Source organism: Jannaschia sp. M317 (genome assembly GCF_025141175.1).
Classification (GTDB): Bacteria; Pseudomonadota; Alphaproteobacteria; order Rhodobacterales; family Rhodobacteraceae; genus Jannaschia.
In genome coordinates this window covers 1475038-1500720 of record NZ_CP081155.1, presented here as the reverse complement: position 1 = coordinate 1500720, position 25683 = coordinate 1475038, and the positions used below count along the sequence as shown (strand labels likewise).

At 63.4% G+C, this 25683-nt stretch carries 27 protein-coding genes; 12 read left to right on the top strand and 15 right to left on the bottom strand.

Annotated elements, in window-relative coordinates:
- Positions 1-2 precede the first annotated feature (2 nt).
- The 3 genes from nusB to ribB form a co-directional block, all read right to left on the bottom strand.
- Positions 3-485: a transcription antitermination factor NusB gene (gene nusB, locus K3551_RS07700; protein WP_259918951.1), complete on the bottom strand. Its 483-nt coding sequence runs from the start codon at positions 483-485 to the stop codon at positions 3-5.
- A gap of 125 nt (positions 486-610) precedes the next feature.
- Complete coding sequence (locus K3551_RS07695) at positions 611-1153, bottom strand: 6,7-dimethyl-8-ribityllumazine synthase (RefSeq protein WP_259918949.1); 543 nt, start codon at positions 1151-1153, stop codon at positions 611-613.
- A 3-nt stretch (positions 1154-1156) separates the two neighbouring features.
- A complete protein-coding gene (ribB, locus tag K3551_RS07690) occupies positions 1157-2275 on the bottom strand; it encodes a 3,4-dihydroxy-2-butanone-4-phosphate synthase (RefSeq protein ID WP_259918947.1) in 1119 nt (372 codons plus the stop codon).
- 97 nt (positions 2276-2372) lie between these two features.
- Between ribB and K3551_RS07685 the strand changes: the two genes are divergently transcribed.
- Complete coding sequence (locus K3551_RS07685; protein WP_311199778.1) at positions 2373-2783, top strand: NUDIX hydrolase; 411 nt, start codon at positions 2373-2375, stop codon at positions 2781-2783.
- A 4-nt stretch (positions 2784-2787) separates the two neighbouring features.
- Here the strand turns inward: K3551_RS07685 and K3551_RS07680 are convergent, their stop codons facing one another.
- Positions 2788-3555: an SDR family oxidoreductase gene (locus tag K3551_RS07680; protein ID WP_259918945.1), complete on the bottom strand. Its 768-nt coding sequence runs from the start codon at positions 3553-3555 to the stop codon at positions 2788-2790.
- Positions 3552-4109, bottom strand: a complete 558-nt coding sequence (locus K3551_RS07675) for a hypothetical protein (RefSeq protein ID WP_259918943.1) — start codon at positions 4107-4109, stop codon at positions 3552-3554. Before K3551_RS07675 ends, K3551_RS07680 begins: the two co-directional genes overlap by 4 nt.
- A 57-nt stretch (positions 4110-4166) precedes the next feature.
- On the opposite strand from K3551_RS07675, the gene K3551_RS07670 reads away from it, so the two are divergent.
- Positions 4167-4682, top strand: coding sequence for a GNAT family N-acetyltransferase (locus tag K3551_RS07670; protein ID WP_259918941.1), 516 nt, complete (start codon positions 4167-4169; stop codon positions 4680-4682).
- Here the strand turns inward: K3551_RS07670 and K3551_RS07665 are convergent.
- Positions 4679-4924 carry a YdcH family protein gene (locus K3551_RS07665; protein ID WP_259918939.1) on the bottom strand — a complete coding sequence of 82 codons (246 nt, stop codon included), beginning with the start codon at positions 4922-4924 and terminating at the stop codon, positions 4679-4681. The genes K3551_RS07670 and K3551_RS07665 overlap by 4 nt on opposite strands.
- Positions 4925-5037: 113 nt before the next feature.
- Here K3551_RS07665 and K3551_RS07660 point away from each other — a divergent pair, with 113 nt between their 5' ends.
- Positions 5038-5652 carry a LysE family translocator gene (locus tag K3551_RS07660; protein ID WP_259918937.1) on the top strand — a complete coding sequence of 205 codons (615 nt, stop codon included), beginning with the start codon at positions 5038-5040 and terminating at the stop codon, positions 5650-5652.
- Positions 5653-5753: 101 nt separating this feature from the next.
- On the opposite strand, the gene K3551_RS07655 is transcribed toward K3551_RS07660, so the two are convergent.
- Positions 5754-6356: a riboflavin synthase gene (locus tag K3551_RS07655; protein WP_259918936.1), complete on the bottom strand. Its 603-nt coding sequence runs from the start codon at positions 6354-6356 to the stop codon at positions 5754-5756.
- 133 nt (positions 6357-6489) lie between these two features.
- Between K3551_RS07655 and K3551_RS07650 the strand changes: the two genes are divergently transcribed.
- From K3551_RS07650 to K3551_RS07640, 3 genes are all read left to right on the top strand, one after another.
- Entirely contained in the window at positions 6490-7773 is a 1284-nt protein-coding gene (locus K3551_RS07650) for a capsule biosynthesis protein (protein ID WP_259918933.1), read from the top strand.
- A gap of 125 nt (positions 7774-7898) precedes the next feature.
- Entirely contained in the window at positions 7899-9014 is a 1116-nt protein-coding gene (locus K3551_RS07645) for a polysaccharide biosynthesis/export family protein (protein WP_259918931.1), read from the top strand.
- Between the two features lie 28 nt (positions 9015-9042).
- Complete coding sequence (locus K3551_RS07640) at positions 9043-11049, top strand: capsular polysaccharide biosynthesis protein (protein WP_259918930.1); 2007 nt, start codon at positions 9043-9045, stop codon at positions 11047-11049.
- A 52-nt stretch (positions 11050-11101) separates the two neighbouring features.
- Here K3551_RS07640 and parA read toward each other — a convergent pair whose 3' ends face one another.
- Positions 11102-11740, bottom strand: a complete 639-nt coding sequence (parA, locus tag K3551_RS07635; protein WP_259918929.1) for a ParA family partition ATPase — start codon at positions 11738-11740, stop codon at positions 11102-11104.
- 144 nt (positions 11741-11884) lie between these two features.
- Here parA and K3551_RS07630 point away from each other — a divergent pair, with 144 nt between their 5' ends.
- On the top strand, positions 11885-13003 hold the full coding sequence (locus tag K3551_RS07630) for a mandelate racemase/muconate lactonizing enzyme family protein (protein WP_259918927.1): 1119 nt from the start codon (positions 11885-11887) through the stop codon (positions 13001-13003).
- A gap of 187 nt (positions 13004-13190) precedes the next feature.
- Here the strand turns inward: K3551_RS07630 and K3551_RS07625 are convergent, their stop codons facing one another.
- From K3551_RS07625 to dctP, 6 genes are all read right to left on the bottom strand, one after another.
- Complete coding sequence (locus K3551_RS07625) at positions 13191-14720, bottom strand: sulfatase (RefSeq protein WP_259918926.1); 1530 nt, start codon at positions 14718-14720, stop codon at positions 13191-13193.
- Positions 14721-15101: 381 nt separating this feature from the next.
- Positions 15102-15602, bottom strand: coding sequence for an OsmC family protein (locus K3551_RS07620; RefSeq protein WP_259918924.1), 501 nt, complete (start codon positions 15600-15602; stop codon positions 15102-15104).
- A 6-nt stretch (positions 15603-15608) separates the two neighbouring features.
- On the bottom strand, positions 15609-16502 hold the full coding sequence (locus K3551_RS07615; RefSeq protein WP_259918922.1) for an SMP-30/gluconolactonase/LRE family protein: 894 nt from the start codon (positions 16500-16502) through the stop codon (positions 15609-15611).
- Between the two features lie 15 nt (positions 16503-16517).
- On the bottom strand, positions 16518-17828 hold the full coding sequence (locus K3551_RS07610; protein ID WP_259918920.1) for a TRAP transporter large permease: 1311 nt from the start codon (positions 17826-17828) through the stop codon (positions 16518-16520).
- A 9-nt stretch (positions 17829-17837) separates the two neighbouring features.
- Positions 17838-18386, bottom strand: a complete 549-nt coding sequence (locus K3551_RS07605; protein WP_259918918.1) for a TRAP transporter small permease — start codon at positions 18384-18386, stop codon at positions 17838-17840.
- An 88-nt stretch (positions 18387-18474) separates the two neighbouring features.
- Positions 18475-19530 (bottom strand): TRAP transporter substrate-binding protein DctP, encoded by a 1056-nt coding sequence (dctP, locus tag K3551_RS07600; RefSeq protein ID WP_259918916.1) that lies wholly within the window; start codon positions 19528-19530, stop codon positions 18475-18477.
- A gap of 177 nt (positions 19531-19707) precedes the next feature.
- On the opposite strand from dctP, the gene K3551_RS07595 reads away from it, so the two are divergent.
- The gene (locus K3551_RS07595) at positions 19708-20703 is read left to right on the top strand and encodes a LacI family DNA-binding transcriptional regulator (protein ID WP_259918914.1); all 996 of its coding nucleotides are present in this window, start codon (positions 19708-19710) and stop codon (positions 20701-20703) included.
- 72 nt (positions 20704-20775) lie between these two features.
- Here K3551_RS07595 and K3551_RS07590 read toward each other — a convergent pair whose 3' ends face one another.
- Complete coding sequence (locus tag K3551_RS07590) at positions 20776-21429, bottom strand: GntR family transcriptional regulator (protein WP_259918913.1); 654 nt, start codon at positions 21427-21429, stop codon at positions 20776-20778.
- Positions 21430-21560: 131 nt separating this feature from the next.
- Between K3551_RS07590 and K3551_RS07585 the strand changes: the two genes are divergently transcribed.
- From K3551_RS07585 to K3551_RS07570, 4 genes are all read left to right on the top strand, one after another.
- On the top strand, positions 21561-22832 hold the full coding sequence (locus K3551_RS07585) for an ABC transporter substrate-binding protein (protein ID WP_259918911.1): 1272 nt from the start codon (positions 21561-21563) through the stop codon (positions 22830-22832).
- Between the two features lie 77 nt (positions 22833-22909).
- Positions 22910-23794, top strand: a complete 885-nt coding sequence (locus K3551_RS07580; RefSeq protein ID WP_259918909.1) for a carbohydrate ABC transporter permease — start codon at positions 22910-22912, stop codon at positions 23792-23794.
- On the top strand, positions 23791-24606 hold the full coding sequence (locus tag K3551_RS07575; RefSeq protein ID WP_259918907.1) for a carbohydrate ABC transporter permease: 816 nt from the start codon (positions 23791-23793) through the stop codon (positions 24604-24606). The genes K3551_RS07580 and K3551_RS07575 overlap by 4 nt, the downstream gene beginning before the upstream one ends.
- A 13-nt stretch (positions 24607-24619) precedes the next feature.
- Complete coding sequence (locus K3551_RS07570) at positions 24620-25672, top strand: ABC transporter ATP-binding protein (RefSeq protein ID WP_259918905.1); 1053 nt, start codon at positions 24620-24622, stop codon at positions 25670-25672.
- Positions 25673-25683: the final 11 nt, after the last annotated feature.

Below are 25683 nucleotides of genomic sequence, written 5' to 3'. Positions count from 1 at the left end.
CGTCAGAACCCTTCGGGTCGGATGGCGTGCGTCATATGGTCCAGCACGCCATTGACGAAGCCGCCCTCTTTGCCTTCGGGGAAAAAGGCGCGCGCGACTTCGACGTATTCGGTGATCACGACCTTGGGTGGCACCGTCTTGGTGATCAGCTCGGCGCCCGCCGCCCGGAACACGGCGCGCAGGGTGGGATCGATCCGCCCCAACGGCCAACGCGCGACGAGGGCGGCATCAGTGGCGCGGTCGACCATCACCTGGTTGTCGACAGCCTGGTTCAGAATTGACCGGAACAGGTCGACGTCGCCCTCGGCAAAGGCACCCTCTTCGGTGACCATGCCGAACCGGTGGTCCTCGAACTCGACGCGCACGCGGTCGACGCCTTGGCCCATGGCTTCCATCTGGAACAAGGCCTGCACGGCATAAAGCCGAGCGGCGGATTTCATGCGACGCTTGAGCAGGCGGCGATCTTCGGCGGAAAGGTCAGACATGAGCGCCCCCTAAGACAGGATTGCGGGGCGCGCAACTGGCAACACGGGGCAAAGAGTTTTCGCCGAAAACTCTTTGAAAAATTCTTCCGCGAAGAATTTGGGAAAAGTCTTTCTTCAAGACTTTTCTACGCCACCGTAGGCCCCTTGCCTGCCGCATCGTGCTGGAACGATCCGGGTTTGAAGCCGATCCCGCTTTCGGCCTTCTTCATCGACCGTTGCAAGGCGATCAGATGCACGGCCGCCGCCGCCGCGCCGCCGGCCGTATCCAGGCGGGCCGCATCGGCGCGTTCCTCGGCCTGGTCCATGTTCTCGACGGTGATGATCCCGTTGCCGATCAACGCCCCGCCCAGGCCCAGCGTGGCAATCGCCCGCGCGCTTTCGTTCACGACCACATCATAGTGCGAGGTCCGCCCCCGGATCACGCAACCCAGCGCGACATAGCCGTCGTAGTCCATCTGACGATGGGCAATCGCAATCGCCGTCGGCACCTCCAGCGAGCCGGGGACCTCGACCGTGTCATGGCTGGCCCCGGTCTTTTCGATCACCGCACGGGCCGAGGCCAGTTGAGCAGCCGAAATCGCGCCGTAATAGGGGGCGATGACGATCAACACCTTGGTCGGTTTGTCGAACGCAGGCAGCTCGAGGACGTTGTCGGAATGTCCGGCCATGGATCAGGCCTCCTTTGGAATGGGTCGGGTGCCGGTGATCGACAGGCCGTAGGCTTCCAGCCCGACGACGCGCGGCGCGCCGGAGTTGGTCACAAGCTCCATCTCGTGAATGCCCAGCGCCGCCAGGATCTGCGCGCCCAGCCCGTATTGCCGCAGCTTGCGCGGCGACACGCCGCCGGTGTCCAGCTTCATCTCGGTGTCGCGAAGCAGGACGACAACGCCGCGCCCTTCGTCGGCAATCACGCGCATCGCGCCTTTCAGATCGCTGTCGCCCACGCCCAGCGCGTCCTCCAGCGGGTTCATCGCGTGCATCCGCACCAGAACCGGCCCGTCAGTCAAATCACCCTTGGTCAGGACGATGTGTTCGGCCCCCTGGGTTTCGTCGGTAAAGACCCGCATCAGCCATTCGCCGCCGATCTTTGCCGTGACCGGTTCGGACGCGGTCTGGTTGACCAGGTTGTCGTGGCGCCGGCGATAGGAAATCAGGTCGCTGATCGTTCCGATCTTCAGCCCGTGCAATTGGGCAAAGGCGATCAGGTCGGGCAGACGCGCCATCGACCCGTCTTCCTTCATGATCTCGCAAATGACGCCCGCGGGGTTCAGCCCCGCGAGCCGCGAAATATCGGTCGCGGCTTCGGTGTGGCCCGCCCGGACCAGGACACCGCCGTCGCGCGCGCGCAGCGGAAAGACATGCCCGGGTGTGGCGATATCGGCCGCGCCCTTGCTGGCGTCGATGGCGACCGACACGGTGCGCGCCCGGTCATGGGCCGAAATGCCGGTCGACACGCCCTCGCGCGCCTCGATCGACACGGTAAAGGCCGTCTCGTGCCGCGACGAATTGTTCGACGCCATCAACGGCAGGCCCAGCGCGTCGATCCGCTCGCCCGGCAGGGTCAGACAGATCAGCCCGCGCCCGTGGGTCGCCATGAAGTTGATCGCATCCGGCGTGGCCATCTGCGCGGGGATCACCAGGTCGCCCTCGTTTTCCCGGTCCTCGTGATCGACCAGGATGAACATGCGCCCGTTGCGCGCATCCTCGATGATGTCCTCGATGGGGGAAATCACCTCGGCGTTCTCCCGCTCTACCGGACCGGGCTGTTCGAATGGGATGGCTTCGGCCATGGAATCCTCCAGTCGTGCCGGACGTCTGGTCCGGTTTGCCCGTGGATGTAGCCCCCGACGGCCCAATGTGCCAGAGCCGGGGACGGAGGAACCATCAATGACGTCACATCCGAAACTTGGGGCCCTGGCCGTGGTGGCGCGCGGCGACACCGTCTTGATGGTGCAGCGCGGCAAGGCGCCGAATCGCGGGCTCTGGGGGTTTCCGGGCGGCCATGTCGAACTGGGCGAGACGGCACTGGCCGCCGCTGTGCGCGAATTGGCCGAAGAAACCGGCGTGACCGCCACCGCGCGCGATTATCTCGGCAATATCGACCTGATCGAGCGCGACGGCGCCCGCGTGCTATATCACTATCTGCTGGCCGCCGTCCTGTGTGATTGGCAGGCCGGCGATCCGGTGGCCGCCGACGACGCCGAGGCCGCCGCCTGGCTGACCCGCGACCAGATGGCGCGCCTGCCGATGTCGCCCAACGTGGACCGTGTGCTGGACTGGCTGGCGGCGGCGCGCTGAGCGTCTATTTCGCCTGCAACCTCGCCACTGTCCGCAGGACCAGCCCACGCGGCGCAAAGGGCACGATGAACCGCAAAACGATGGCCAACAGCGTCTCGTTCACCACGACCAGCTTGCCCTGCCGCATGGCGTCATACCCCACCTGCACCACCTGCCCGACGGATTTTCCGCGCGCAGCAAGCTGCGTGCCGCGCAGGTCTGCCCGCTCCATGAACGGTGTTTCCACCGCGCCGGGGGCCAGCAGCGTGACCGTCACGCCGGTCTGCCGCAGCTCCTCTGCCAGGGCCTGAGAGAAGCTGTTCACAAAGGCCTTGCTGGCATAATAGGTCGCCTGCATCGGCCCCGGCACCATCCCGGCGGTCGATCCGACGTTCAGGATCCGCCCGCGCCCCCGCGCCACCATGCCCGGCGCAATACCGTGGCACAGCGCCATGACGCTGCGGATGTTCAGATCCACCATCGCCAGATCCCCCGGCAGGGACCGGTCCAGGAACGCCCCCTGTCCGCCGAATCCCGCGTTGTTGATCAGGATATCCAGCGGCTTGCCCTCTACCGCCGCCAGCAGGGTCGCGACCCCGTCGTCGGTGCCCAGGTCGCAGGCCACGGGCGTCACCGTGACGCCGTGTGCGGCCTCCAACTCGGCCTTCAGCGCCTCCAGCTCGGGCAGACGCCGGGCCGCGACGATCAGATCCTTGCCCTTGCGGGCCAACAGCTCCGCAAACCCCCGCCCGATACCGCTGGAGGCGCCGGTGACCAGTGCCAGTTCGTTCATGTCTCGCTCCCGAAATAGGTTTCAGCGGACAGATAGCCCCCGGCGCGGGCTGTAACAGACCAGCTGCGCTCGAACGTCGTGTCACCGATCATCAGAACCGCATCGGCGGGTAATTTTCGCGCGGCCAGAACGGCGACCAGACGGGCGCGCACCTCCGTCCAGCTTTCGGTGAACAGGGGCGCTTCGGCGGCAAAATCCAACGGGTCCACAGCCACCGCAGGCAGGGGCCGGTGCATCAGCGCGCCGCGCTCCGCCTCGACCGCCGCCAGTTTGCGCGCCCGCGCATCCTCCAACTCGGCGGCGCGCAGCATCCCCAGCGCGTTCGATGAAAACAGCAAGGCCGCGATATCGCGCCCCGTGGTGGCCCGCACACCGGCATAGGTGCGATAGTCCAGGCCCAGCGCCGCCGCCCGCCGGACCCGCAGGCGCACCACCTCCACCGGGATCCGGTTGGAGAACAGCGCCTGCCGCGCGCGCCGCCACTGGTGCAGCCGCCCGGTGTAGCCGTTCATGTCCTTGCCTGAATTGTGGCCAATGCCGAATGTCTGTTGCATCCTGCCACCACGCCACGCCGCCCGACCCACCGCAAGCCCAAACGAAAGCCCCCCCCGATGACAGCCCTGCCCCGCACCGCCGCCCGCATCCGCCTGCGCCGCCTGAGGCCCGACGACCTGTCCACGTTTCAGGCCTATCGGTCCGACCCGCAGGTCGCGCGCTATCAAGGCTGGGACAGGATGGACGACGCCCGCGCGCAGGCCTTCCTTTCGGCGATGGAGACAACCGCACCCTTTCCACAAGGCGGCTGGTGGCAGATCGGCATCGCCAGGGGTGAAGACAACGTGCTGATCGGGGATCTGGGTCTCTGCCTGTCTGCCGATGGCACGGAGGTGGAGCTGGGCATCACCCTGGCACGCGCCGCCCAGGGCCAGGGCCTCGGGCAGGAGGCGGTGCAAACCGCCGCCCGCTATATCTTTGACGCGACCGATGCGGCGCGCATCCTCGTCATCACCGACGCGCGCAACACAGGCGCGCTGGCGCTGGTCGCGCGCCTTGGCCTGCGCCAGATCGACACCCTCCGGGACGGCGATCTGGTTGAGCCGGTCTTCGAACTCCGCCGTCCCGCCTAGGACGCGGATTTAGCCAGATATCCGGCGATCTGGTCCTTGAGAACAAGCCGCTTGCGCCGCAGCTCCAGCATGTGAACATCCGAAGTCGGCTCCACGTTGGTCTCTGCGCGGTGCACTTCGCGATTGATCTGATGATACTGCTCGGCCAAGCCGCAGAAATGCGCGTCCTCCGCCTTCAAAAGCGAGATGCGCGCGGCATCCTGGGGAAATTCCTCGGCCAGTTCGTGCGGGACATGGGACATGGGGGCAACCTCCGTTTGCATGGGATGTCCCCGATCTGACAGCTGCAAGCCCCCGGCGCCTTGACGCAAATCAAGCGCTTGCCCCGCCCTGCCCCGGCCGTCATCCTGCGCGGATGATCGACCTGCCCCTCATCCTTCTTGCCGCGTTTGTCGCGGGCGCCAGCCCCGGGCCCGCGACCCTGGCCATCGCCGGCACCTCGATGGCCTCAGGCCGCCGCGCGGGTCTGGTCCTGGCATCGGGCATCACGCTGGGGTCGCTGACCTGGTCGGTGGCGGCGGCGCTTGGCCTGGGCGCGGTGATGCTGACGCAGGTCTGGCTGTTCGAGGCGATTCGCCTGATCGGCGGTGGCTATCTGCTGCTCCTGGCGGCGAAATCCGCCCGCGCCGCCCTGTCACGGGCCCGCCCGCAGACCCGCGCGCTCAGCGGCAGCTCGCGCCGCCTGTTCGCGCGCGGCCTGGCCCTGCACCTGACCAATCCCAAGGCAGTGCTGTTCTTCGGGGCGCTCTATGCCATCGGGGTGCCGCCCGATGCCTCGGCAAGCGCCTTGCTGACGATTATCCTGGCCGTGGGCCTGCAAAGCGCGCTGACCTTCCACGGCTATGCGCTGCTCTTCTCGACGCCATCGATGACCCGCCTCTACCTGCGCCTGCGCCGCCCGTTCGAGGCGCTTTTCGCCCTTGGCTTCGGCGCGGCGGGCCTGCGCGTGCTGACGGCCCGGCTGCCCTGACCCGTCTTCCTCTGGCCGAAAATACCGCGGGGGAGTCCCGCAAGGGACGGGGGCAGCGCCCCCTCCGCCGCCGCAGGCGGCCAGCAGGCAGCAACCCGGCGTCAGCCGGACATTTCAGCAAGCCGCGCGACATAGCGGGCCAGGGTGTCGATCTCCAGGTTGACGCGCTGCCCGACCCGCGCCCCGCCCCAGGTCGTCACCTCTTGGGTGTGCGGGATCAGGTTGACGCCGAACTCCGCCCCCGCAACCTCGTTCACGGTCAGCGATGTGCCCTGCAACGCCACCGACCCCTTGGGCGCCACGAAACGCGCCAGGGCCGCGGGCGCGCGAAAGACATAGCGCACCGAATCGCCCTCGGGCGTGATCGACAGGATCTCGGCCACGCCATCCACGTGCCCCGACACGATATGCCCGCCCAACTCGTCGCCCACCTTCAGCGCGCGTTCCAGGTTGACCCGACCGCCCGCGACCCAGTCGCCCAGCGCGGTCTTCGACAGGCTCTCGGCGCTGATGTCGACGTCGAACCAGCTTCCTTCGGCATCGGTGCCGCGATCCACCACCGTCAGGCAGCAGCCGTCGCAGGCGATCGACGCGCCAAGATCGATGCCGGTCGCGTCATAGCGCGTGCCGATGCGCGCGCGCAGGTCGCCGCGCTGTTCCAACGCGCGCAGGATGCCGATGTCGGTGACGATTCCGGTGAACATTGTGCTGCCTTTCGTTGCCATTTTGCAGCTAACGGCCTGCAATCTTCGGGGCAAGTGCCCCATTGCGGCCACATTATGGCCTTCCCCCTGCCGCCAGCCCGGACCACGATAGCGCGTCTTATCGGAGGGTGACATGCGCCCAACGCGCCGCTTCCTGTTCCTGCAAGGGCCGCATGGGCCCTTCTTCCACCGCCTCGCCAGGCTGTTGCGGGCGGCGGGGTGCGAGGCGTGGCGTGTGGGCTTCAACCGGGGCGACGAGGCGTTCTGGTTCGACCGCCCCAGCTACATCCCCTTCCAGAAACCGGCGGACACCTGGCCCCTGACCTTCGCCGCCCTTGTCGCCGACAAGGGCATCACCGACCTCGTGCTGTATGGCGACGTGCGGCCCATCCATGCCCAGGCCATCGCCCATGCGCGGGCCGTCGGCCTGACCGTTCATGTCTTCGAAGAGGGCTACCTGCGCCCCTGGTGGACCAGCTATGAACGTGGCGGATCGAACGCCAATTCCCGCCTGATGGACAAGACCGTGCCGCAGATGCAGGCCGCGCTGGCGCAGCTCGACCTGGATCTGCCGGACGCGCCCGCCCATTGGGGCGACATGCGCCATCACATGTTCTACGGCATGCTCTATCATTGGTTCGTCGTGTCCCGCCCCGGGGCCTATCGCACCTACAAACCGCACCGCCGGATCACGGTCGCGCAGGAATTTCGTCTGTATCTCAGACGCTTGCTGACCATGCCCCTGACCGCGCTGGAACGGCGCATTGCCACCTGGCGGATCACCCACGGCGGTTTCCCCTATCATCTTTGCCTGATGCAGCTGGAACATGACGCCAGCTTTCAGGCCCATTCCCCGTTCACCTCCATGACCGAATTCCTGGAGGTCGTGGTCGAGGGCTTCGCCCGTGGTGCCCCCTCGCACCACCACCTCGTCCTCAAGGCGCATCCCCTCGAAGATGGACGCGCGCCGATCAAGGCCACGATCAAGCGCCTGATCGACAAGCATGGGTTGCAGGGCCGCGTCCACTATCTGCGCGGCGGCAAGCTGGCCGGTCTGATGAACGAGGCGCGCTCCGCGATCACCGTCAATTCGACCGCCGCGCAGCAGGCGCTCTGGCGCGGGTTGCCGGTCAAAGCACTGGGCCGGTCGGTCTATTCCAAGCCGGAGTTCGTGTCCGATCAGCCGATCGAGGCCTTCTTCGCCAACCCCGACCGCCCCGACAGCCGCGCCTATCGCGACTACCGCCACTACCTGCTGGAAACCTCGCAGGTGGCGGGCGGCTTCTATTCGGCGCGCGGACGGCGGCAGTTGCTGCGCCAGGTCGTCGACATGATGCTGTCCGAACAGGACCCCTATGACCGTCTCGACTCCGGCGATCCGGTGCCGAGGCAGAATTTGAAATTGGTATCCGGCTAGGATACTGTAGAGACAACAACATACGCCCGTGCGGACAAACCGCACTGGACGGGGGCCAACCCCCGCGATGTGGCACCGAGGCAGAGCGAAAGGGCAGAACCGTGAGCAATCTCAGACGCCGGAAGATGAGGGCAACCGCCCTCTTCCTGGCCGTGACCCTTGTGGCATCCTGCGGGACCCTGCCGCGGTCGGGGCCCAACAAGGCGGAAATCTTCGCAGGCTCCGTCCTGCAGGACGGCGATGCCTTCATCGTCTCGGTCAACGACCGGGTGACGGCGGCGACCTCGGTGACGCCTGCCCTGGGCTTCTCGGCGGCGTTCCGCAACGCCAACCCCATCGGGGCCGACACCATCCGCCCCGGCGATACCCTGGGCCTGATCATCTACGAGAACGTCGAGGACGGCCTGCTGACCAACGCGGGGGCCTCGGCCTCGTTGATCGACGAGGTTCAGGTCGACGCGGCGGGCATGATCTTCATCCCCTACGCGGGACGCATCCGCGCGGCAGGCAACACGCCCGAGGCGCTGCGCCGGGTCATCACCCGTCGTCTGGACGAACAGACGCCCGATCCGCAGGTTCTGGTCCGCCGTCTGGCGGGCGACGGGGCCACGGTTTCGGTCGTCGGCGGTGCGGGCGCGCAGGGGGTCTATCCCATCGAACGTCCCACCCGTACCCTGACCGCGATGATCGCCAGCGCCGGTGGCATTTCGATCGAGCCGGACGTGGCGCTCGTCTCCGTGTCGCGCGGCAACCGGACCGAGACGGCCTATCTGGCCGACCTCTACCGCAATCCGCAGCTCGACATCGCGCTGCGCGACGGCGACCGCATCTTCATCGAGGAAGACACCCGCGCCTTCACCGTGCTAGGCGCGACGGGCACCCAGACCCGGCTTGAATTCCAGTCCGAAGTCATCTCCGCCATCGAGGCGCTGGCCCAGGTCGGTGGCCTCAACGCCAACCTGGCCAACCCCACCGGCGTCTTCGTTTTCCGCAACGAGCCCGAGGAAATCGCCGAGGCCGTCATGGGCCGCGATGACCTGACCGGCACGCAGCGGGTGGTCTATGTGCTGGACCTGACCGCGCCCAACGGCATGTTCTCGGCCCGCGATTTCATCATCCGCGACGGCGACACGGTCTATGTGACCGAGGCCCCGATCGTGGCCTGGAACCGCTCCGTCGCCGCCGTCTTCGGGTCGCTGACCCCGGTGGGCAGCGCGGCCAACACGCTTGGCCTGAACTGATGCTGCGGGCGGGCGCCGCGCCAATCCGGTGACCGACGCCCCCCGCATCGCCCGGGTCCCCTCGCTGGGCCTGATGTCGCACCGCATCCGCCGGATCGCCTGGCTGGCGGGCTGGGACCTGCGGCCCGGCTGGCCCCGGGCGGGCGACTGGGTGGCGCGATGGGGCACCGACGGCCCCTCCGCCCGCCGCGCCGCATGGATCAACGCAAAGACCGGCGCGCCCGTCGTCACCCTCGAAGACGCCTGGCTCCGCTCGCTCCACCCCGGTCGCGGGGGGGAACCTGCGATGGGCCTGCTGATCGACACCCAGGGTGCGCACTACGATGGGGCCCGGCCGTCGGACCTGGAAACCCTGCTGGCCACGCACCCGTTCGACGACGGCGACCTGATGACCCGCGCCCGCGCCGCGCTGGACGCGTTGCGCGCCAGCGGCGTGACCAAATACGCCGCCACCCGCACCGACCTGCCCCCACCGGACCCCGGCTATGTTCTGGTCGTCGACCAGACGCGGGGCGATGCCTCCATCGCACGCGGCGGCGCGACAGAGACCACGTTTCGCGAAATGCTGATGTTCGCGCGCGAAGAACATCCGACCCATCCCATCCTGATCAAGACCCATCCCGAAACCCAGGGCGGCCACCGCGCCGGCCACTACACCGAGGCCGACGCCACCCATGGGGCCACGCTGGAGGATCGCCCCCTGCCCCCCGCCACCCTGCTGGCCGGGGCCATCGCGGTCTATACCGTCAGCAGCCAGATGGGGTTCGAGGCCATCGCCCACGGCCACCGCCCCGTCACTTTCGGGCAACCCGTCTGGTCCGGCTGGGGCCTGGACGATGCCCGCAATCCCCTGCCCCGCCGCCAACGCCGCCTGACGCGCGCACAACTTGTCGCGGCGATGATGGTGCTCTATCCGCGCTGGTACGATCCACACCGCGACCGGCTGTGCGACCCCATCGACGTGATCCGCAATCTGGAGGCCCAGGCCCGCGCCTGGCGCGAAGACCGCGATGGCTGGACCGCCTCCGGTTTCAGACTGTGGAAGCGCGGTCCGGTTCGGGCCTTTCTGTCGGGCCGCGCGCGGTTCACCGACAAACCCGGCCCCCGACATCTGACCTGGGGCACCGGGCCCCACGTCCGACCCAGATCACCCACCGGTCACCCGTCCGTCACCCCTGTGGCTTCACCGGTCCGGGCGCAGGTCGAAGACGGTTTTCTGCGGTCGCGCGGGTTGGGTGCCGACCTGATCCCGCCCCTGTCGCTGGTGCTGGATCGGCAGGGCATCTACTACGATCCGAGCCGCCGTTCCGACCTCGAAGACGCGATCATCGCCGCCGCCGCCCGCCCCCCCGAAACGCTGGCCCGCGCCCGTGCGCTGCGTGCCGCCGTGGTCGATCTGGGCGTCACGAAATACAACCTCGGCGGCACCCTGCCCGATCTGCCCGAGGGCCCGATCCTCTTGGTGCCGGGACAGGTCGCCGACGACGCCTCGATCCGGCTGGGCACGTCCGACGTCACGGATAACGCAGGCCTTTTGGCAGCCGCCCGCGCCGCGAACCCGCAGGCGTTCATCGTCTACAAACCCCACCCGGACGTGGAGGCGGGCCTCCGCGACGGGGCCATCGAGGCCCCCGACGCGGACCTCGTCGCCCGCGACGCGGATCCCCTGGCGCTGATCGCCCGCGCCGACGCAGTCTGGACCCTGACGTCGCTGCTGGGGTTCGAGGCGCTGCTGCGGGACACCGCCGTCACGACGCTCGGCGCGCCTTTCTACGCGGGCTGGGGCCTGACCCACGACCTTGGCCGGGTGCCTGCCCGTCGCCGCGCGGCGCGCCCCGGTCTGGACGCGCTGGTCCAAGCCGTTCTCATTGATTATCCTAGGTATTTCGACCCCATCACCGGAACCGCCTGCCCGCCCGAGGTCGCACTCCACCGTCTGGCCCACGGCCCGTGGCCGCGCCCCGGCCCAGCCAATCGCGCGTTGTCCAAGGCGCAGGGCGCGCTGGCGAACCACGCCTGGATCTGGCGCGGCTAGGTCTTCTTCTCGGCGAAAATACTCCGGGGTCCGGGGCAGCGCCCCGGCGCTCTCAGGGGTCGAGGCGGCGCAGGATTTCATCCGCCAGCGCAGCCATTTCGGCCGCGGCCGCCTTGGCCCCACCCATCTCGGCCACGCCCAGTCCGGCCCCCAACGCCTCTGCGTAGGCGACGCGGTTGGCGATCACGGCGTCTGCGGCATCCGCCTCCAACCCCGACAACGCGCCTTTGACCGCGACCGTCAGATTGGTCCCCGACCGTGCCCGGTTCAACACCGCCAGCGGGCGCTTGCCCTCTCGCGCGGCCATTTCCAGCACGCCTTCGGTCGCCCAGAGATCGACCTGGCTGGCCGTGACCGGCACCACGATCAAGTCCGACACCTTCAGCGCCGGGCGCAGGTCGGCATCGATCTTGGGCGGCGTGTCGATCAGGATGAAGTCGAGCGCGTCCTTCTGCTTGGACACCTCGTAACCGACACCCCAGGCAGAGGCGGTTGAAAAGGTCAGATCCCCTTTCAACCCGCCTTCGCGTTCGAACCGGGTCATGAACCAGCGACCCAGCGACCCCTGCGGGTCACTATCGAGCAGGCCGACCCGGTGCCCGCGCGCCGCAAGTTCCACCGCGAGATGCGCGCAAAGCGTGGTCTTGCCCGACCCGCCTTTTTGCTGCGCGAACGTGAGTACCGTCGCCATCGAACCCTCCTGATGCCGCAGCGCAGCATGACGATCGTCTTGCGGCCCGTCAACGCCCCGCGCGCGGGTTCCGCCAGACCGCGACGACTTGGCAACGGCGGGGCAGATATGTTCAATCAAGTCCTCTGCCAATTGGAAATCTTTATGACCGATACTGCGTTCACTCTCGAAGCCATTGATGTTACGGTGCAATATGCCCCCTGTGAGGTTCCGGTCAAAACGTCTTTCGGGGTCATGACGCATCGACCCGCCATATTCGTGAGGGTGCGCGACACCTCGGGCGCGACCGGATACGGAGAGGTCTGGTGCAATTTTCCAAAGTTCGGTGCCCCGCACCGCGCCCAGATCGTCACGCAGGACCTGTCCCCTCGCGTGGTGAACCGGACCTTTGACGATGCGCCCGCCCTGTGGCGGTACCTGACCGAAGCGCTGAGCGTCCTGGTCCTGCAGACCGGTGAACCGGGGCCGATCGCGCAGGCGATTTCGGGCCTGGATCTGGCGGTCTGGGACATGCTGGCGCGGCGCGCGGGGCAGCCGCTCTGGCGATATATGGGCGGCACGGAGGCCCATGTTCCGGTCTATGCCAGCGGCATCAACCCAAGCGGCGCCGAGGCCACGGGCGCGGGGTTGCTGGCGCAGGGGCATCGCCGACTGAAGCTCAAGGTCGGGTTTGACGCGCAGGCCGACCTGGCCAATGCCCGTGCCCTGCGGGCGCTTTTGGGACCGGACGCGGAGCTGATGCTGGACGCCAATCAAGGCTGGACCGTCGAGGCGGCGGACCACGCGCTGCGCGACCTTGCAGCGGTGGCCCCCTATTGGGTCGAAGAACCGGTGCGCGTCGACACCCCGCCCACCGCCTGGCGCACCCTGCGCCACGGGTCGGGCCTGCGACTGGCTGGAGGCGAGAATTTCAGTGATCTCAGAATGTTCGATGACGCGATCGCCGGGGACTGGCTGGACGTCATTCAGCCAGACATCTGCAAATGGGGCGGGATTAGCCAGGCGCGGGACATCTTTCTGCGGGCCAAGGCGGCGGGCAAGCTGACCTGCCCGCACACGCTGGGCGGCGGGGTCGCCCTGGCCGGGTCGATGCATCTTTGGGCGGGGATCGGGGGAACCGGTTTTGTCGAGATGGACGGCAACGACAATGCCCTGCGCGAAGATATCTGCCCCTGCAGGATTGAGGGCGGTGCCGTCACCCTGACCGATGCGCCGGGTTTGGGCGTCGATACGGATCGTCTGGACGCGATGTTTGCCAAGTAGGCGGACCACGGTTGGCGGCCGCGTGGGGCCAGCCAGCGCGGCGCACCTGCCGCCCGGCCCCACACAGAGCTTCGCAAGGTCGACAAGGTCCTGACTTGTCGACCTTGCGTGACACTTCGGCGTTCCTTTGGGATGGGCGCGACGACGCTGCCCACGTCGGGATCACATCAGGCCGATGTCCGCCTGGTCAATGCCACCCGACGCGCGGCGCAACCGGTATGATATCGTCTGGCCGTTGCCGGATCATGTCCATCAGCTCGCGCCGCACGGTCTGTGCGCCCGGATCGTCGAACAGATCGACCATCTCTGCGGGGTCTTCGTGCAGGTCATAAAGCTCTCCGGTGTCGGTCCTCAGGTCGACCGACATGCGATGACGGCGCGTCTTGACCGTCATCAGATCCATGTCCACCGCAGAACGCTTGCTGTCGACTTCGTATTCCGACAGGGCGAAATCGCGGCTTTCCTGCCCGTCCCAAAGGGGCCGCCAACTTGCGCCGTGGGTGTCTGGCACCTCGAGCCCGGCAAGATCCGTGGCGGTTGCCAGGATATCCAGGGTGTTGACCGGATCGTCCTTGACGACCTGGGTCGGCACGCCGGGGCCGCGTACGATGCACGGCACGCGCAACAACCCGTCATAGAGCATCGGCCCCTTCAGCAGCAGACCGTGATCGCCCAGCCATTCCCCATGATCGCTGGTAAAGATGACATAGGTATTATCCAACTCGCCCTTACGCTCCAGGGCGGCCAGGATGCGCCCGACCTGGTGATCCACGGCAGTGATCATCGCAAAGTAGATCGCCGTAATGTCGCGCAAGGCGGCGTCCGTCAGATCACCCTTCTGCCCCCAGTCGATGCCGCGGGCGTTGTGTTCTGCGCCCTGCTGGTTCGGCTTGGCACGGTTGTCGACAAAGACCTTGTGCCACCAAGGGCGCTTGTCCAGGTCCAGGGTCGGGTTCTGGGCAATCGTGACCTCATCGGGCCCGTACATGTCGCACCAGGGCTGAGGGGCCAGAAAGGGCGGATGCGGATCTGGAAAGGACACCCAGGCCATCAGGGGCTGATCCCCCTGGTTTTCGATCATCTCGACCGCGCGGTCCCCGATCCAGGGCGACGAATGCCAGGGATCATCCAGCGCGGAGCGCCAGGCCTGAAAATGCGCCGTATCAGGGGCGAGCCGGTCCTTGGCATGGTCCCAGCGCTGCCGCCCCTTGCCGCCTGCATCGAGCCAGTATTCGTAGTGGAGCGCCTCGGGCGGTTCGTACCATTGCGAATGGTGATGCGGGCGCAGCATCATCTGCACATCCTCGAACCCCATGTAACCACCGCGCCAGTCGGGTGCGAAGTCCTTGGCGCTTTTGTAGCATTCCGGGCGACCGGTCGGTTCGAATGTCTGCTGGCTGGACAGATGCGCCTTACCGATGAAATGCGTGTCGTAGCCTGCCTTGGAGAAGGTGCCGCCCAGCCCGGCCGCGCCCAACGCCTCGTCCAGGTCGCGACCATTGTCGCGCACGCCGTGGCTGTAGGGCAGCTTGCCCGTCAGGATCGAGGCGCGCGCCGCCTGACACATCGGATGCGGCGTGATGCAGTTGGAAAACCGGACCCCCTCGCGCGCGAGCCTGTCGAGATGCGGCGTCCGCACGCCCCGGCCCTCTGGGCCGATGCAATCGCCGCGCTGCTGGTCGGTGGTTATCAGGATGATGTTCGGTTTCCGGCTCATCAGTGTCCCCTTTTGCCTAGGCTCAACGGGCCTTGCGCCCCGGGATCACGTATGAAGCAGGCATTTTAATTATACAATTATCACAGATATTATATTATTCTGTCTGGGGCTGGGACGTGACACCCTGCCCCACGATCGGGTCAGGTACGTCACGTCACGACCGCCACCCGGTCCTGCCCACCCTGCGAAGACAGCGCGGCAGCCTCTTTCCACAAGTCTTGTGACCGCATCGCTTATTGAAATTCACACTGGTCACTGGCGGATATGTGCAGGCGGATATTTGCAGGTCTGTCGGATTGGGCCCCACGGAACCAAATCCCGCTGGCTGCCCCATCAAGGTCAGCCAGCGTAGTCCATTCCGCTCTCCGATCAGATGCCGGATCAGGCAGGGGATTTCGGAACAGTCAGCCAATCGATGTCCATCTCAACGTCTGCGCTTTCGAACAGGTTCATGACCGGGCACCGTTGTTCGACGTTGCGGCGCAGCAGTTCGACGCGCTTCGGCTCCTCGCCAGTGGTTAGGCGGATCGTCATCTTGACGGTTGAAAAATAGGGGCGCACGCCCTTTACGCCGCGCGCGCCTCGCATGTCGGCAGTTCCTTCGCAGTCGATCTCGATCCCGCTGTAGTCGAAGCCGATCGCATCGGCGACCAGCTTCAGAACGACTGTTTCGCATCCGACCAATGCGCCCAACAGCGATTCCAGCGGGGTCGGTCCCAGATCCGTGCCGCCCTTGTGTGTCGGTTCGTCAATGATCCAGCGGTGCGACCGGGTGCCAACCGAGACCAGCAGGCCATCGACCTGGCGCGCGGTCACGGTCGGATGGATCAAGGTTGCTGTCTTGGTGTTTTCAATGCTTGGTGCGATGTCGAATTCGGTCATGGTGCCTCACTTGGTCATGGGTAACCCGGTCATCCGGGTTTTGATGCGATAAACAGAGGTTGATGCGGTCACGAAAAGGGTCTGCAGCCCCGCGCCTCCGAAACAAAAGTTGGTGGATTTCTGCGGCGTCAGAATAACGCCAAGGCAGTCGGCATTGCGGTCGAAAAGATGAACGCCCCCCGGCCCATTGCACAGGATTTGGCCATCCCGGGTGCATTTCATTCCGTCAGGAACGCCTTCGCCTGGGCCGGTCACATCCGCCCAAACGCGGCCATTGCGCAATGATCCCCCCGGATCGATATCAAAGACACGGATATGGCCACCCCAACTGTCATTCACGAAAAGACGCGTTTCATCGGCATCAAAGCACAATCCGTTAGGCTGCTGGAAATCACCCGCAACCAGATGCAACGTCCCATCAGGATCCAGACGAAATACCCCCTGCAGCGATTGTTCAGCTTCGCGCAGAATACCCAGATTTTCCCGGATACGTCCGAATGTCGGGTCAGTAAACCATATACGTCCCTGACCATCGCAGATCACATCGTTTGGGCTGTTCAATTGTTTGTCACCATAATGCGTCGCAATGGGAACGATGTGTTTCCCATCATGTTCGTGGCGCACAACTTGCGAAGACGCATGTTCGCAGGTGATTACACGCCCATCAGCATCGAAGCAATTTCCATTGGATTGATTGGATGGCGTTCGGAAAATACTCTGACCGCCCGCATCGCTCCACTTGTATTGTCGACTTTCCTGAATGTCCGAGAAGATCAGCCAATTCTCGTGGGGGTGCCATATCGGCCCCTCGGTAAATCCCAGACCACTGGCGATTTCTTCGAAAGCAGCGGCCTTGTCTACAAGATCGGTAAACGCCGGCATACGAATATCAAACGTCATGGGTGTTTCCTTTCATCATCCCGCACCCAGTACGAGGTTGGGCAGGAACAGAGTGATCGCAGGGAAAAGGATCAGCAACGCCACTGTAAGCACGTCGATCAAGACGAATGGCCAGATCGCGCGAAAGATGCCGCCAATGGGAATATCCCTGCGAATGCTAGCCACGACATAGACATTCAGGCCCACCGGCGGAGTGATCAGGCCAATCTCGACCATCTTGATGACCAGGATACCGAATATGATAGGATCGATTCCCAGCTCCACAATCGCGGGGAATATGACTGGCAAGGTCAAAAGCATCATTCCCGAAGCGCTGAGGAACATCCCAAGAAACGCATACCCGGCCAAAATGGCAATCAGGATCGTTGTCGGGGAATAGGGCAGCAAAACGAGCCATTCGGCGATTTCGGTCGGCAGTCGGGTGAATGCCAGGAAACGTGAAAAGATGAAAACGCCCCAGAAGGTCGAAAACAGCATGATGGTCAGGTTTGCAGTTTCGATCAGGGATGAATTCAATCCCGTCAGGGTCATCTTGCGACGGATCAACGCGTAGGCAAAGACGATCGTGGCCCCTGCTGCGCCTGCTTCCGTCGGGGTCATCCAGCCGGTCGACATCCCGCCCAGGATCATCAGCATGACGAGCAGAATTGGCAGCACACCACCGATGGACCGGCCGCGTTCTTCCCAGGAGATGCCTTTGATCGGCTGCCCAAGCTCGGGGTTCAACGAGAACCGCAACAGGATGAAGCCAGCGTAAAGCAGCGCCGAAAATATGCCCGGCAGAAACCCCGCAAGAAGCAATCGTCCAATGGATTGATCGACGATTGCACCATAAACCACAAGTGCGGCACTGGGCGGGATCAGCGAAGCAAGCGTGCCGGACGCCGCGACGGCCGCTGCTGAAAGCGTGGGGTTGTATTTGAACTTGAGCAATTCGGGAATTGCAACGCGGGCAAACACCGCCGCTGTGGCCTGACTGGCCCCCGACACCGCGCCGAATGCCCCTGCCGCCAGCACAGTCGAAACGGCCAGGCCTCCGGGCATCCAACCCATCCAGGCACGTGCCGCCCGATAGGCCCCCTGAACCATTCCTGACGCATGGGCAAAGAACCCGATGAGAATAAACATGGGAAGCACGCTGAACAGATAGTTCGAGCCAGTGCTGTGCGGAATGATTCCGGCGATGTTGACCGCGACCGTCCACCCTTTCAGGATGACAATGCCAAGAAATCCTGTGATCGCGGTAGCGAATACGATGTGAACGCCGATCATGACCATCGCAATCAGAACGATGAAGCCAAGTGCGCCTATTGTTACGGGATCCATTGTGTCGCCTCACGCATCCATATGGTCGACCGGGTCCGGTGCGCGCGGCACCCCGATCGGATCAAGGTCAGGATTGGCGATCAGACGGCCATAGACCCAAAGCTCCAACGTCAGGCGCAGCCAGAGAATGCCCAGCCCAACCGGTGCGGCAAGCTTGGATGGCCAGGTGGAAAGTCCGATGCCGATCGTTGAATCCCCAAGGGTCCAAGACCGCATGAAATGCGTCCAGGTGCCTGGCAAAATCGCTGTCACCAGAAACAGCGCGATACATGTCGTCAGCAATTGCGTGGCCCAGGACAACCGGCCCTTTGTCATCTTCTGCAGGATATCCATCCGGATATGACCGGCCTGCCGATAGCAATGCGAGATGCACAGCAGGCTGAACGTCACCATCGACAAGGAGGTGAAATCAACCTGCCCCGGGATTGGCGCATTGAGAAGTTTTCGGGATAATACTTCGGCCGACGCCAAGAGCATCAGCGTAAAGATTGTCACGCCAGCGATCCAGGCGGTCGCGTATTCCACACGTCCCAGCCATCTGTCGAGTTTTTCCACCATCGGGAATTTACCTTGAACAAGAGAGATTACGTTCGCAGCCTTCGAACGAAAGGGTGTTGGGGCGCGCAGATGCGGCCCCACCAACCTGTCATTTCCAGTTCAGAACAAAATCGAGCATCTCGCCACCGGGCAGTCCCTTGGCCTCCAGATCCGCGACATAGGCGTCCCAGACCGGCTTGGCCGCTTCCGACCGCAGTTCGGCGACCATGTCAGCCGGGATGTCGACGCGGACGAGACCCCGTGAAACCAATTCAGGTTCATAGCTTGCGCCAGCTTCGCTTTGGGCCTTGATGCTTTCGGCATAGGCGAATGCCTTTGCATCGTTGATCAGCGCCTTCATGTCATCCGGCAGGGCCTCGTAGGCCGCGGCATTGCCGACCATCGTGACGTGCGCCGCGCCTGCTTCCATGCCGACGGTGTACCAGTCGCTGATCTCGAAAAGCTTCCAGCCGCCCAAGCCCGAGGGCGTCGCCGAGGCTGCGTCGATGACGCCGGTCTGCAGCGCATTATACTGCTCGGACCCGCTCAGCGGGACCAGGCTGACACCGTAGAGAGCCAACGCATCGCCGATCCCGCTGGTTGCCTTGATCCGCATGCCTGAGAAATCTTCCAGCTTTTGCGGCGCTTCGCCTTTTCCCATGATTTCATAGTTGGGCAGGACCACGGTCATGATCGGCACGGCGTTCCAGCCTGCAAACTCTTTCGCGACGTCTTCATTCTGGAACAGCGCTTCGGAGAGATCGCGGCGTTCTTCCATCGTCTCGATCGGCAAGAACGGCAGATCCAGAACCGAAATCAGCGGGTTTTTCCCAGGGTGGTAGCTGGAGATGACGTAGCCCAGTTCGAAGGCGCCGATCGACACATTGTCAAGAATCTCGGTCGAAGGGGACAAGGTGCCGTTGTGCACCGTGATCTCCATCTTGCCGCCGCTGTTTTCGTTGACGTAGTCCGCGAATGCCTCGCCCGCGACCCTGAATGCCGGGCTGCCGAATAAGGCCAGATCCCATGTGATGTCCTGCGACTGAGCCGCGCCCCCCGAAAACGCCACGGCCCCGGCAACGGCGAAACCCTTGAATGTAGATATTTGCATGTATCGTCCTCCCTTGATGTCCGGCTTGGTGCCGATCCTGCGCGTCTCTCCCAAGGCGCATCGCTGCACAGTTAATGCACGCGCGTGCAATTATCTGGTCACAGTCCCGAAAAATTGTCAACAACATTGCTAATTTGTTGATCTTTTTGAACTGCACGCGCGGTCATCTGGGTGACTGGACAGCGCGCTCGAAAGGGGTCAAAATATTGGCAAGCCCGCAGAAAGCAGCAAATGCCAAACGACAGAGTGACATCCGATGACGTGGCCTTGCGGGCGGGTGTGTCCCGCTCGACCGTCTCGCGGGCGTTCTCGCCCGGGCGCCCCGTTCAGGAGGAAACCCGGCAGCGAATCCTGCGTGCGGCGCAGGAGCTTGGCTATCACCCCAATGCACTCGCGCAGGCGTTGACCTCGCGCAGGTCGCAGATCGTCGGCATCGTCATGGGCGAACTCAGCAATCCGATCCACGCGGTCCTGCACCAATCGCTGAGCCATGCATTGCAATCCAACGGATTCATTCCGATTTCCGCGCAGCTGTCGCCACCCAATGATGCGGACCAGATGATCGCGACCTTCCGACAGTATCAGGTCAACGTGATCATCCTTACCTCCATGAATATCCCGGCCGATCTGGTCACCCGGATACAGGATGCGGGCCTTCAGGTTCTGCTGCTCAATCGCGTCGACGAAGACGGCACGACCGCTTCGGTCAGCGCCGACATGAACCAGGGCGGCCTTATTGCCGCGCGCTATCTTGCAGATCGCGGTTGCCGTCAGATTGTGATCGCACAGGGGCCAAACGGCCACTGGACAAGCAGGGCACGATTCGCGGGGCATCTGACAGGTCTTGAGCGGATGAACATCACCCCGATGGACGTGCTGAAAGGCGGCTATACCTACGAAGACGGCGCGAAGGTCGCGGACATCCTGGCGGCCCGGCGCAGTCTGCCCGACGGGATTCTCTGCCCCAATGACCTCTTTGCAATCGGCCTGATGGACCGCCTGCGCAGCAGTATAGGCAGCCGCTTTCCACAGGACATGCGCGTCATTGGTTTCGATGATATCCCCATGGCGAACTGGGTCGGCAATCAGCTGACAACCATTCGCCTGCCGGTGTCTGCCATGGCGACCCGCGCCGCCGAACTGATCGCCAGGATCATCGCCGAGCAGGAGCCCGTACACGACAGGATATGGCTGCCCTGCAGATTGACGGAACGCGCCTCGGCCTGAGCGTCATGACCGGATGATGACCTGCCTCAGACCCGCCGGGCAAGCCGGGTTTCGGGCTGACCGAGCCCTGGGTCAGGCAGTGGCCGACCGCGACCCAAAACGCCGCTCATAGAGTTTTCGATAGGCCTCGGCCGAGGCGGGCAAATGCGCCTGAACCGCAGCAACCAACGCATCCTGCGAGTCACCGGCAAGAGCGGCAACGATATCGAAATGCTGCGAAATGACCGTGCGCATATGTTCGGCGTCCTGGTATTTCACAACGCGGATGGATTGTGCGGTCCGGGCATGCGTGCCGATCAGCTCCGCCAACCGCGGGTTGCCGCAGGTCGCAAACTGCACCTCGTGGAATTCCTGGTTCAGCCAGTAGACCGCGCGGAAATTCTGATCGTGCACCGCCTCACTGTGGCGGCGCGCTATATCATCCAGCCTTGCCACGATCGCCGGGTCACAGGGCAGAATTGTGCGTTTGGCGGCAGCCGTTTCAAGAATTATGCGGACATCATACAAGGCGTCCACTTCTTCGGGCGTGAAGTCCACGACCTCGACGCCACGGTTCGGTCTTCGGATCAGAAGACCCTGGGATTCAAGCTCTGAGAATGCGTTGCGGACGGCATGGCGCTTGGCATTGTAACGTTCCATCACGCTGTCTTCGATGATGCGGTTTCCCGGCGCATAGACGCCAAAAATGATGTCGTCTTGCAAGTCTGTCGTCAGCGAAACAGTCATTCGCAGCCACCCATCCCCTTCAATGACAACAGCTTAGCATAGCACGAAACTCTGTCCATATATATTATTGATAATTTTATTGACGAAGCTGGCGCGGCCCGTCTACCTAGGAAAAATCAAGGGAGGAACCTATGAAACAACTTACCAGCGCGATCGCGATCGCCGCTTCACTTTACGGCGCGCAAGCGTTCGCATGGGAAGCGACCGAAGGACGGCCCTACGAGGGTCAGACCGTGACAGTCCTTGCCGTGACATCCAGCCAGTTTGCCGCCCACGAGGCGCGGCTGGCCGAATTCGAAGACGCGACGGGGATCGATGTCATCTATGACTACGTGCCGTTCCCGAACATGAAGGAGGCGCTGACCACTGAAATGGTGGCGGGCGGCGACTATGACGTCGTGTCGGTGATGGACCAATGGGTCAGCTCGCTGCAGATGCTGATGGAGCCGATTGGCCCCGAGATCGAAGCGCTTGGCGTCGATCTCAGCGACTTTCCGGCCGCGCATATGCGTCATGGAATGCTGAACGGGGACTTGATCGGCCTGCCCGTGCGCGGCCACGTCCAGCTGATGTTCTATCGCAAGGACCTCTTTGATGCGGCGAACGTAACACCGCCGCAAACCTGGGACGAGATGGTCACCGCAGCCAAAGCCATTCAGGACAGCTCGGATGCGGCTGGCATTGCCTTGCCGTATGGCAAGCTGAACGGCCAGAACCTGATGGTCTGGATGAACCTTCTTTGGGGGAATGGCGGTGACGTGTTTGACGCCGACGGCGCGCCAGTCTTCAACTCCGATGCGGGCGTCGCCGCGACGGAAACCTATATCAGCTATCTGGCCGAGGAAATCGTGCCTGCGGGTTCGGCAGTCTTCGTCGAACAGGACGCGGTCACATCCTTCAAGCAGGGCAATTCTGCGATGTTGCCGGTGTGGTGGTGGGTCAATTCCCAGCTGACAGACCCAGAGCAATCGACGCTGTCGACCGATCAGGTCGGGTTTACATCCCTCCCGTCGGTTGCAGGTGCGGATCGCACGACCTTCACCAACACGTGGATCTTCGGCGTCACGCAAGAATCCGATTCCAAGGGTGCCGCGACCGAATTCCTGAGCTGGCTCACGGATCCGGCGCTGGAACGTGACGTTCTGCTCGACCCTGATCTGTCAGAGGTCGTCGCGGTCCACATGTCCAACCTGACAGACGCGGACGTCAACGCCCGTTGGGGCGGCATGCACCAGGCTGCGGCTGACGCATTGGCAACGGCAGAAGGCATGGAATTCGGTGATGACTGGCCGCGTATTGCGCTGATCCTCGAGACAGCGATTTCCAGCCTTGCATCCGGCGAAGGCACCGACGTGCAGGCCGCGTTGGACAAGGCTGCCGAGGATATCGCGGCGATCCGCTAACCTCCCGGTCGGCCGGACGGCATCTGTCGTCCGGCCAATCCTCTGTTTTCTCGAAAATTTGCGACGAGGTGATCTCCGTGCAAGACCGGCTGCTTCCGTACTGGCTTCTGATCCCAGCTTTCATAATCGTGCTGGCCACAACGATTTATCCCCTCGCCCATTCATTCGTCACATCGTTTCGCGCCTGGGACCTCACGACAAGCCGCCGCCCCGAGGGGTTCGTCGGTTTCGACAATTACATCTATGCCGCCAGCGAAAGCGCATTTCTGAATTCCCTTTGGGTTACCTTCGTTTTCGTAATCACTAGTGTTGCCCTCACCGTCGTTCTGGCCATGGCGTTGGCGTTGCTTTTGCGCCGCAAAGGGCCGATGCACACATTTACGCGCATCATCCTCATTCTGCCCTTCGCGATGAGCCCCGCATTGATCGGGGTCAGCTATCGATTCATGTTCAACCCGGAATTTGGTGTCCTCGCCAATGGTCTGGGGGCCGTCTTTCCGTCGCTGCAGGGTGTGCCGTGGCTCGCAGATCCGCAATTGGCCATGGGCATTCTGGTCCTCACCGATGTCTGGCACTGGACCCCCTACATGACCTTCATGTGCCTGGGCGGGCTGGCCTCGATCCCCAAGGAAACCGAGGAAGCCGCACGCATTGATGGCGCCTCGAACCTGCGCATCATTTTCGGGATCATCCTGCCGCAAATGCGTGGCGTCATCCTTGTGATGGCGGTTCTGAAAACGATCTTCGCGCTGAAGATGTTCGACCAGGTCGTCACGCTGACAGGTGGTGGCCCCGGTACATCCACCGAAACACTGGCTTACTTTATCTTCAACGTGGGCTTCCGCTGGTTCGACATGGGCTACGCCTCTGCGCTGGCGTGGATCCTGACGTTGATCATGATGTTCATCTCAATCTGGTATGTCCGCATGCTGCTGAGCGAAAGAAAGATGGCAACCGCATGAAACGTCAGCTTGCCTATGTGGGCGAACGCGCCCTCCTGGTCCTTATCTCGATCGTGGTTCTGTTCCCTATTGCATGGATGTTCCTGACGGCTTTCAAACAGCCGCGTGATGCATATTCCCTGTCGCTGTGGTTTGAGCCCACCTTGCAGAACTTCATCACGGTGTTCTCGCACCCGTGGAACCTTGGCAGCATGGTCCTCAATTCGGTGATCGTCTCGACGGTGACCGTGGCGATTGCGGTCCCCTGTGCCACGCTGGCGGCCTATTCCTTTTCGCGATTTCGGGTGCGGGCGCGCAAATTCCTATTCTTCCTGATCTTGTCCACGCAGTTCATCCCTGCCGTTGTCATCGTGCTGCCGTTCTTCCTGATGTTCCGCCAGTTGGACCTGTTGGACACGCGGATCGCATTGATCATCGTGAACCTGGCTATCGTGACGCCATTTGTGATCTGGATGATCAAAGGGTTCATCGACGCAATTCCACAAGACAGCGAAGAAGCCGCGATGATTGACGGCGCGTCCCGCCTGCGGGTGATCAAGGACATCGTTCTGCCCATGGCCGCGCCGGGTATCATGACGTCATCGATCTTTTGTTTCATCCTGACGTGGAACGAATTTCTGTTCGCCCTGATCTTGTCGCGCCGTGAGGCTGTGACCCTGCCCGTGGGTCTCGTGAATTTCCGTACCGAACGGGGTGATCTCTGGGAATTGATGTCAGCCGCAGGCGTCATGATTACAGTGCCGATCTTCATCATGGCATTGTTCATCCAAAAACACTTCACGCGCGGCATGACGGCCGGCGCGGTCAAGTAAAAGGAATACGATTATGGCCGAAGTCCGTCTTGTCGATATCGAAAAGAAATACGGCAATTTCCTTGCCGTTCCCAAACAAAGCCTGACCATTCATGATGGCGAGTTCCTCGTGCTTCTCGGCCCGTCGGGCTGTGGCAAGACCACGACCATGCGCATGATTGCAGGGCTTGAGGACATCACTTCAGGCGACATCATGATCAAGGGCGAGCGGATCAACAACAAGCCGCCCAAAGATCGTGACATCGCGATGGTGTTCCAGAACTATGGTCTTTATCCGCATATGACCGTGCGTCAGAACATCGACTATCCGCTCAAGCTGCGCGGCATGTCCAAGGCGGATCGCAAGGCCCGCGTGCAGGAAACCGCCGAAAAGGTCGAGCTGGACAAGTTGTTGGAACGCCGTCCTTCGGAATTGTCGGGCGGCCAGCGGCAACGCGTGGCACTGGCCCGCGCGATCGTGCGTACGCCATCCATATTCCTGATGGACGAGCCGCTGTCGAACCTGGACGCGAAGCTGCGCGTGACAATGCGCGCCGAGTTGAAGCACCTGCACCACGAACTGGGCGTCACCACCGTTTACGTGACCCATGACCAGATGGAGGCGATGACGCTGGCCACCCGCGTCGCAGTGATGCGCGAGGGGCGGATTGTCCAATTGGATACACCCAAGAAAATCTATGCCGAACCTGCGGATCTGTTTGTGGCGGGCTTTATCGGATCGCCGTCGATGAACCTGATCGATGGCGCGGTCAAAGGCGGTGTGTTCCGAGCGGACGGTGTCCAGGTGGCGGTTGATCTGGCCGACCGTGATGGCGTTGTCCTGGGTATTCGCCCCGAGGAACTTGAAATCACGACCGACACCGGCGCGGCGATTGGTGGCAAACTCTATGCCTTGGAACTGACGGGTGAATCCACCCTGGTCACGATGCGCAATGGGCCGTCCTCGGTTTGCGCACGCGGCCACGCGGATTTCGAAGCCGAGATCAATTCGCCCTGTTTTCTGGCACCAAAACAAGATGCACGCATTCACCTTTTCGATCGCGCCAGTGGCGAACGACTTGGTTGAGGAAAGGAACG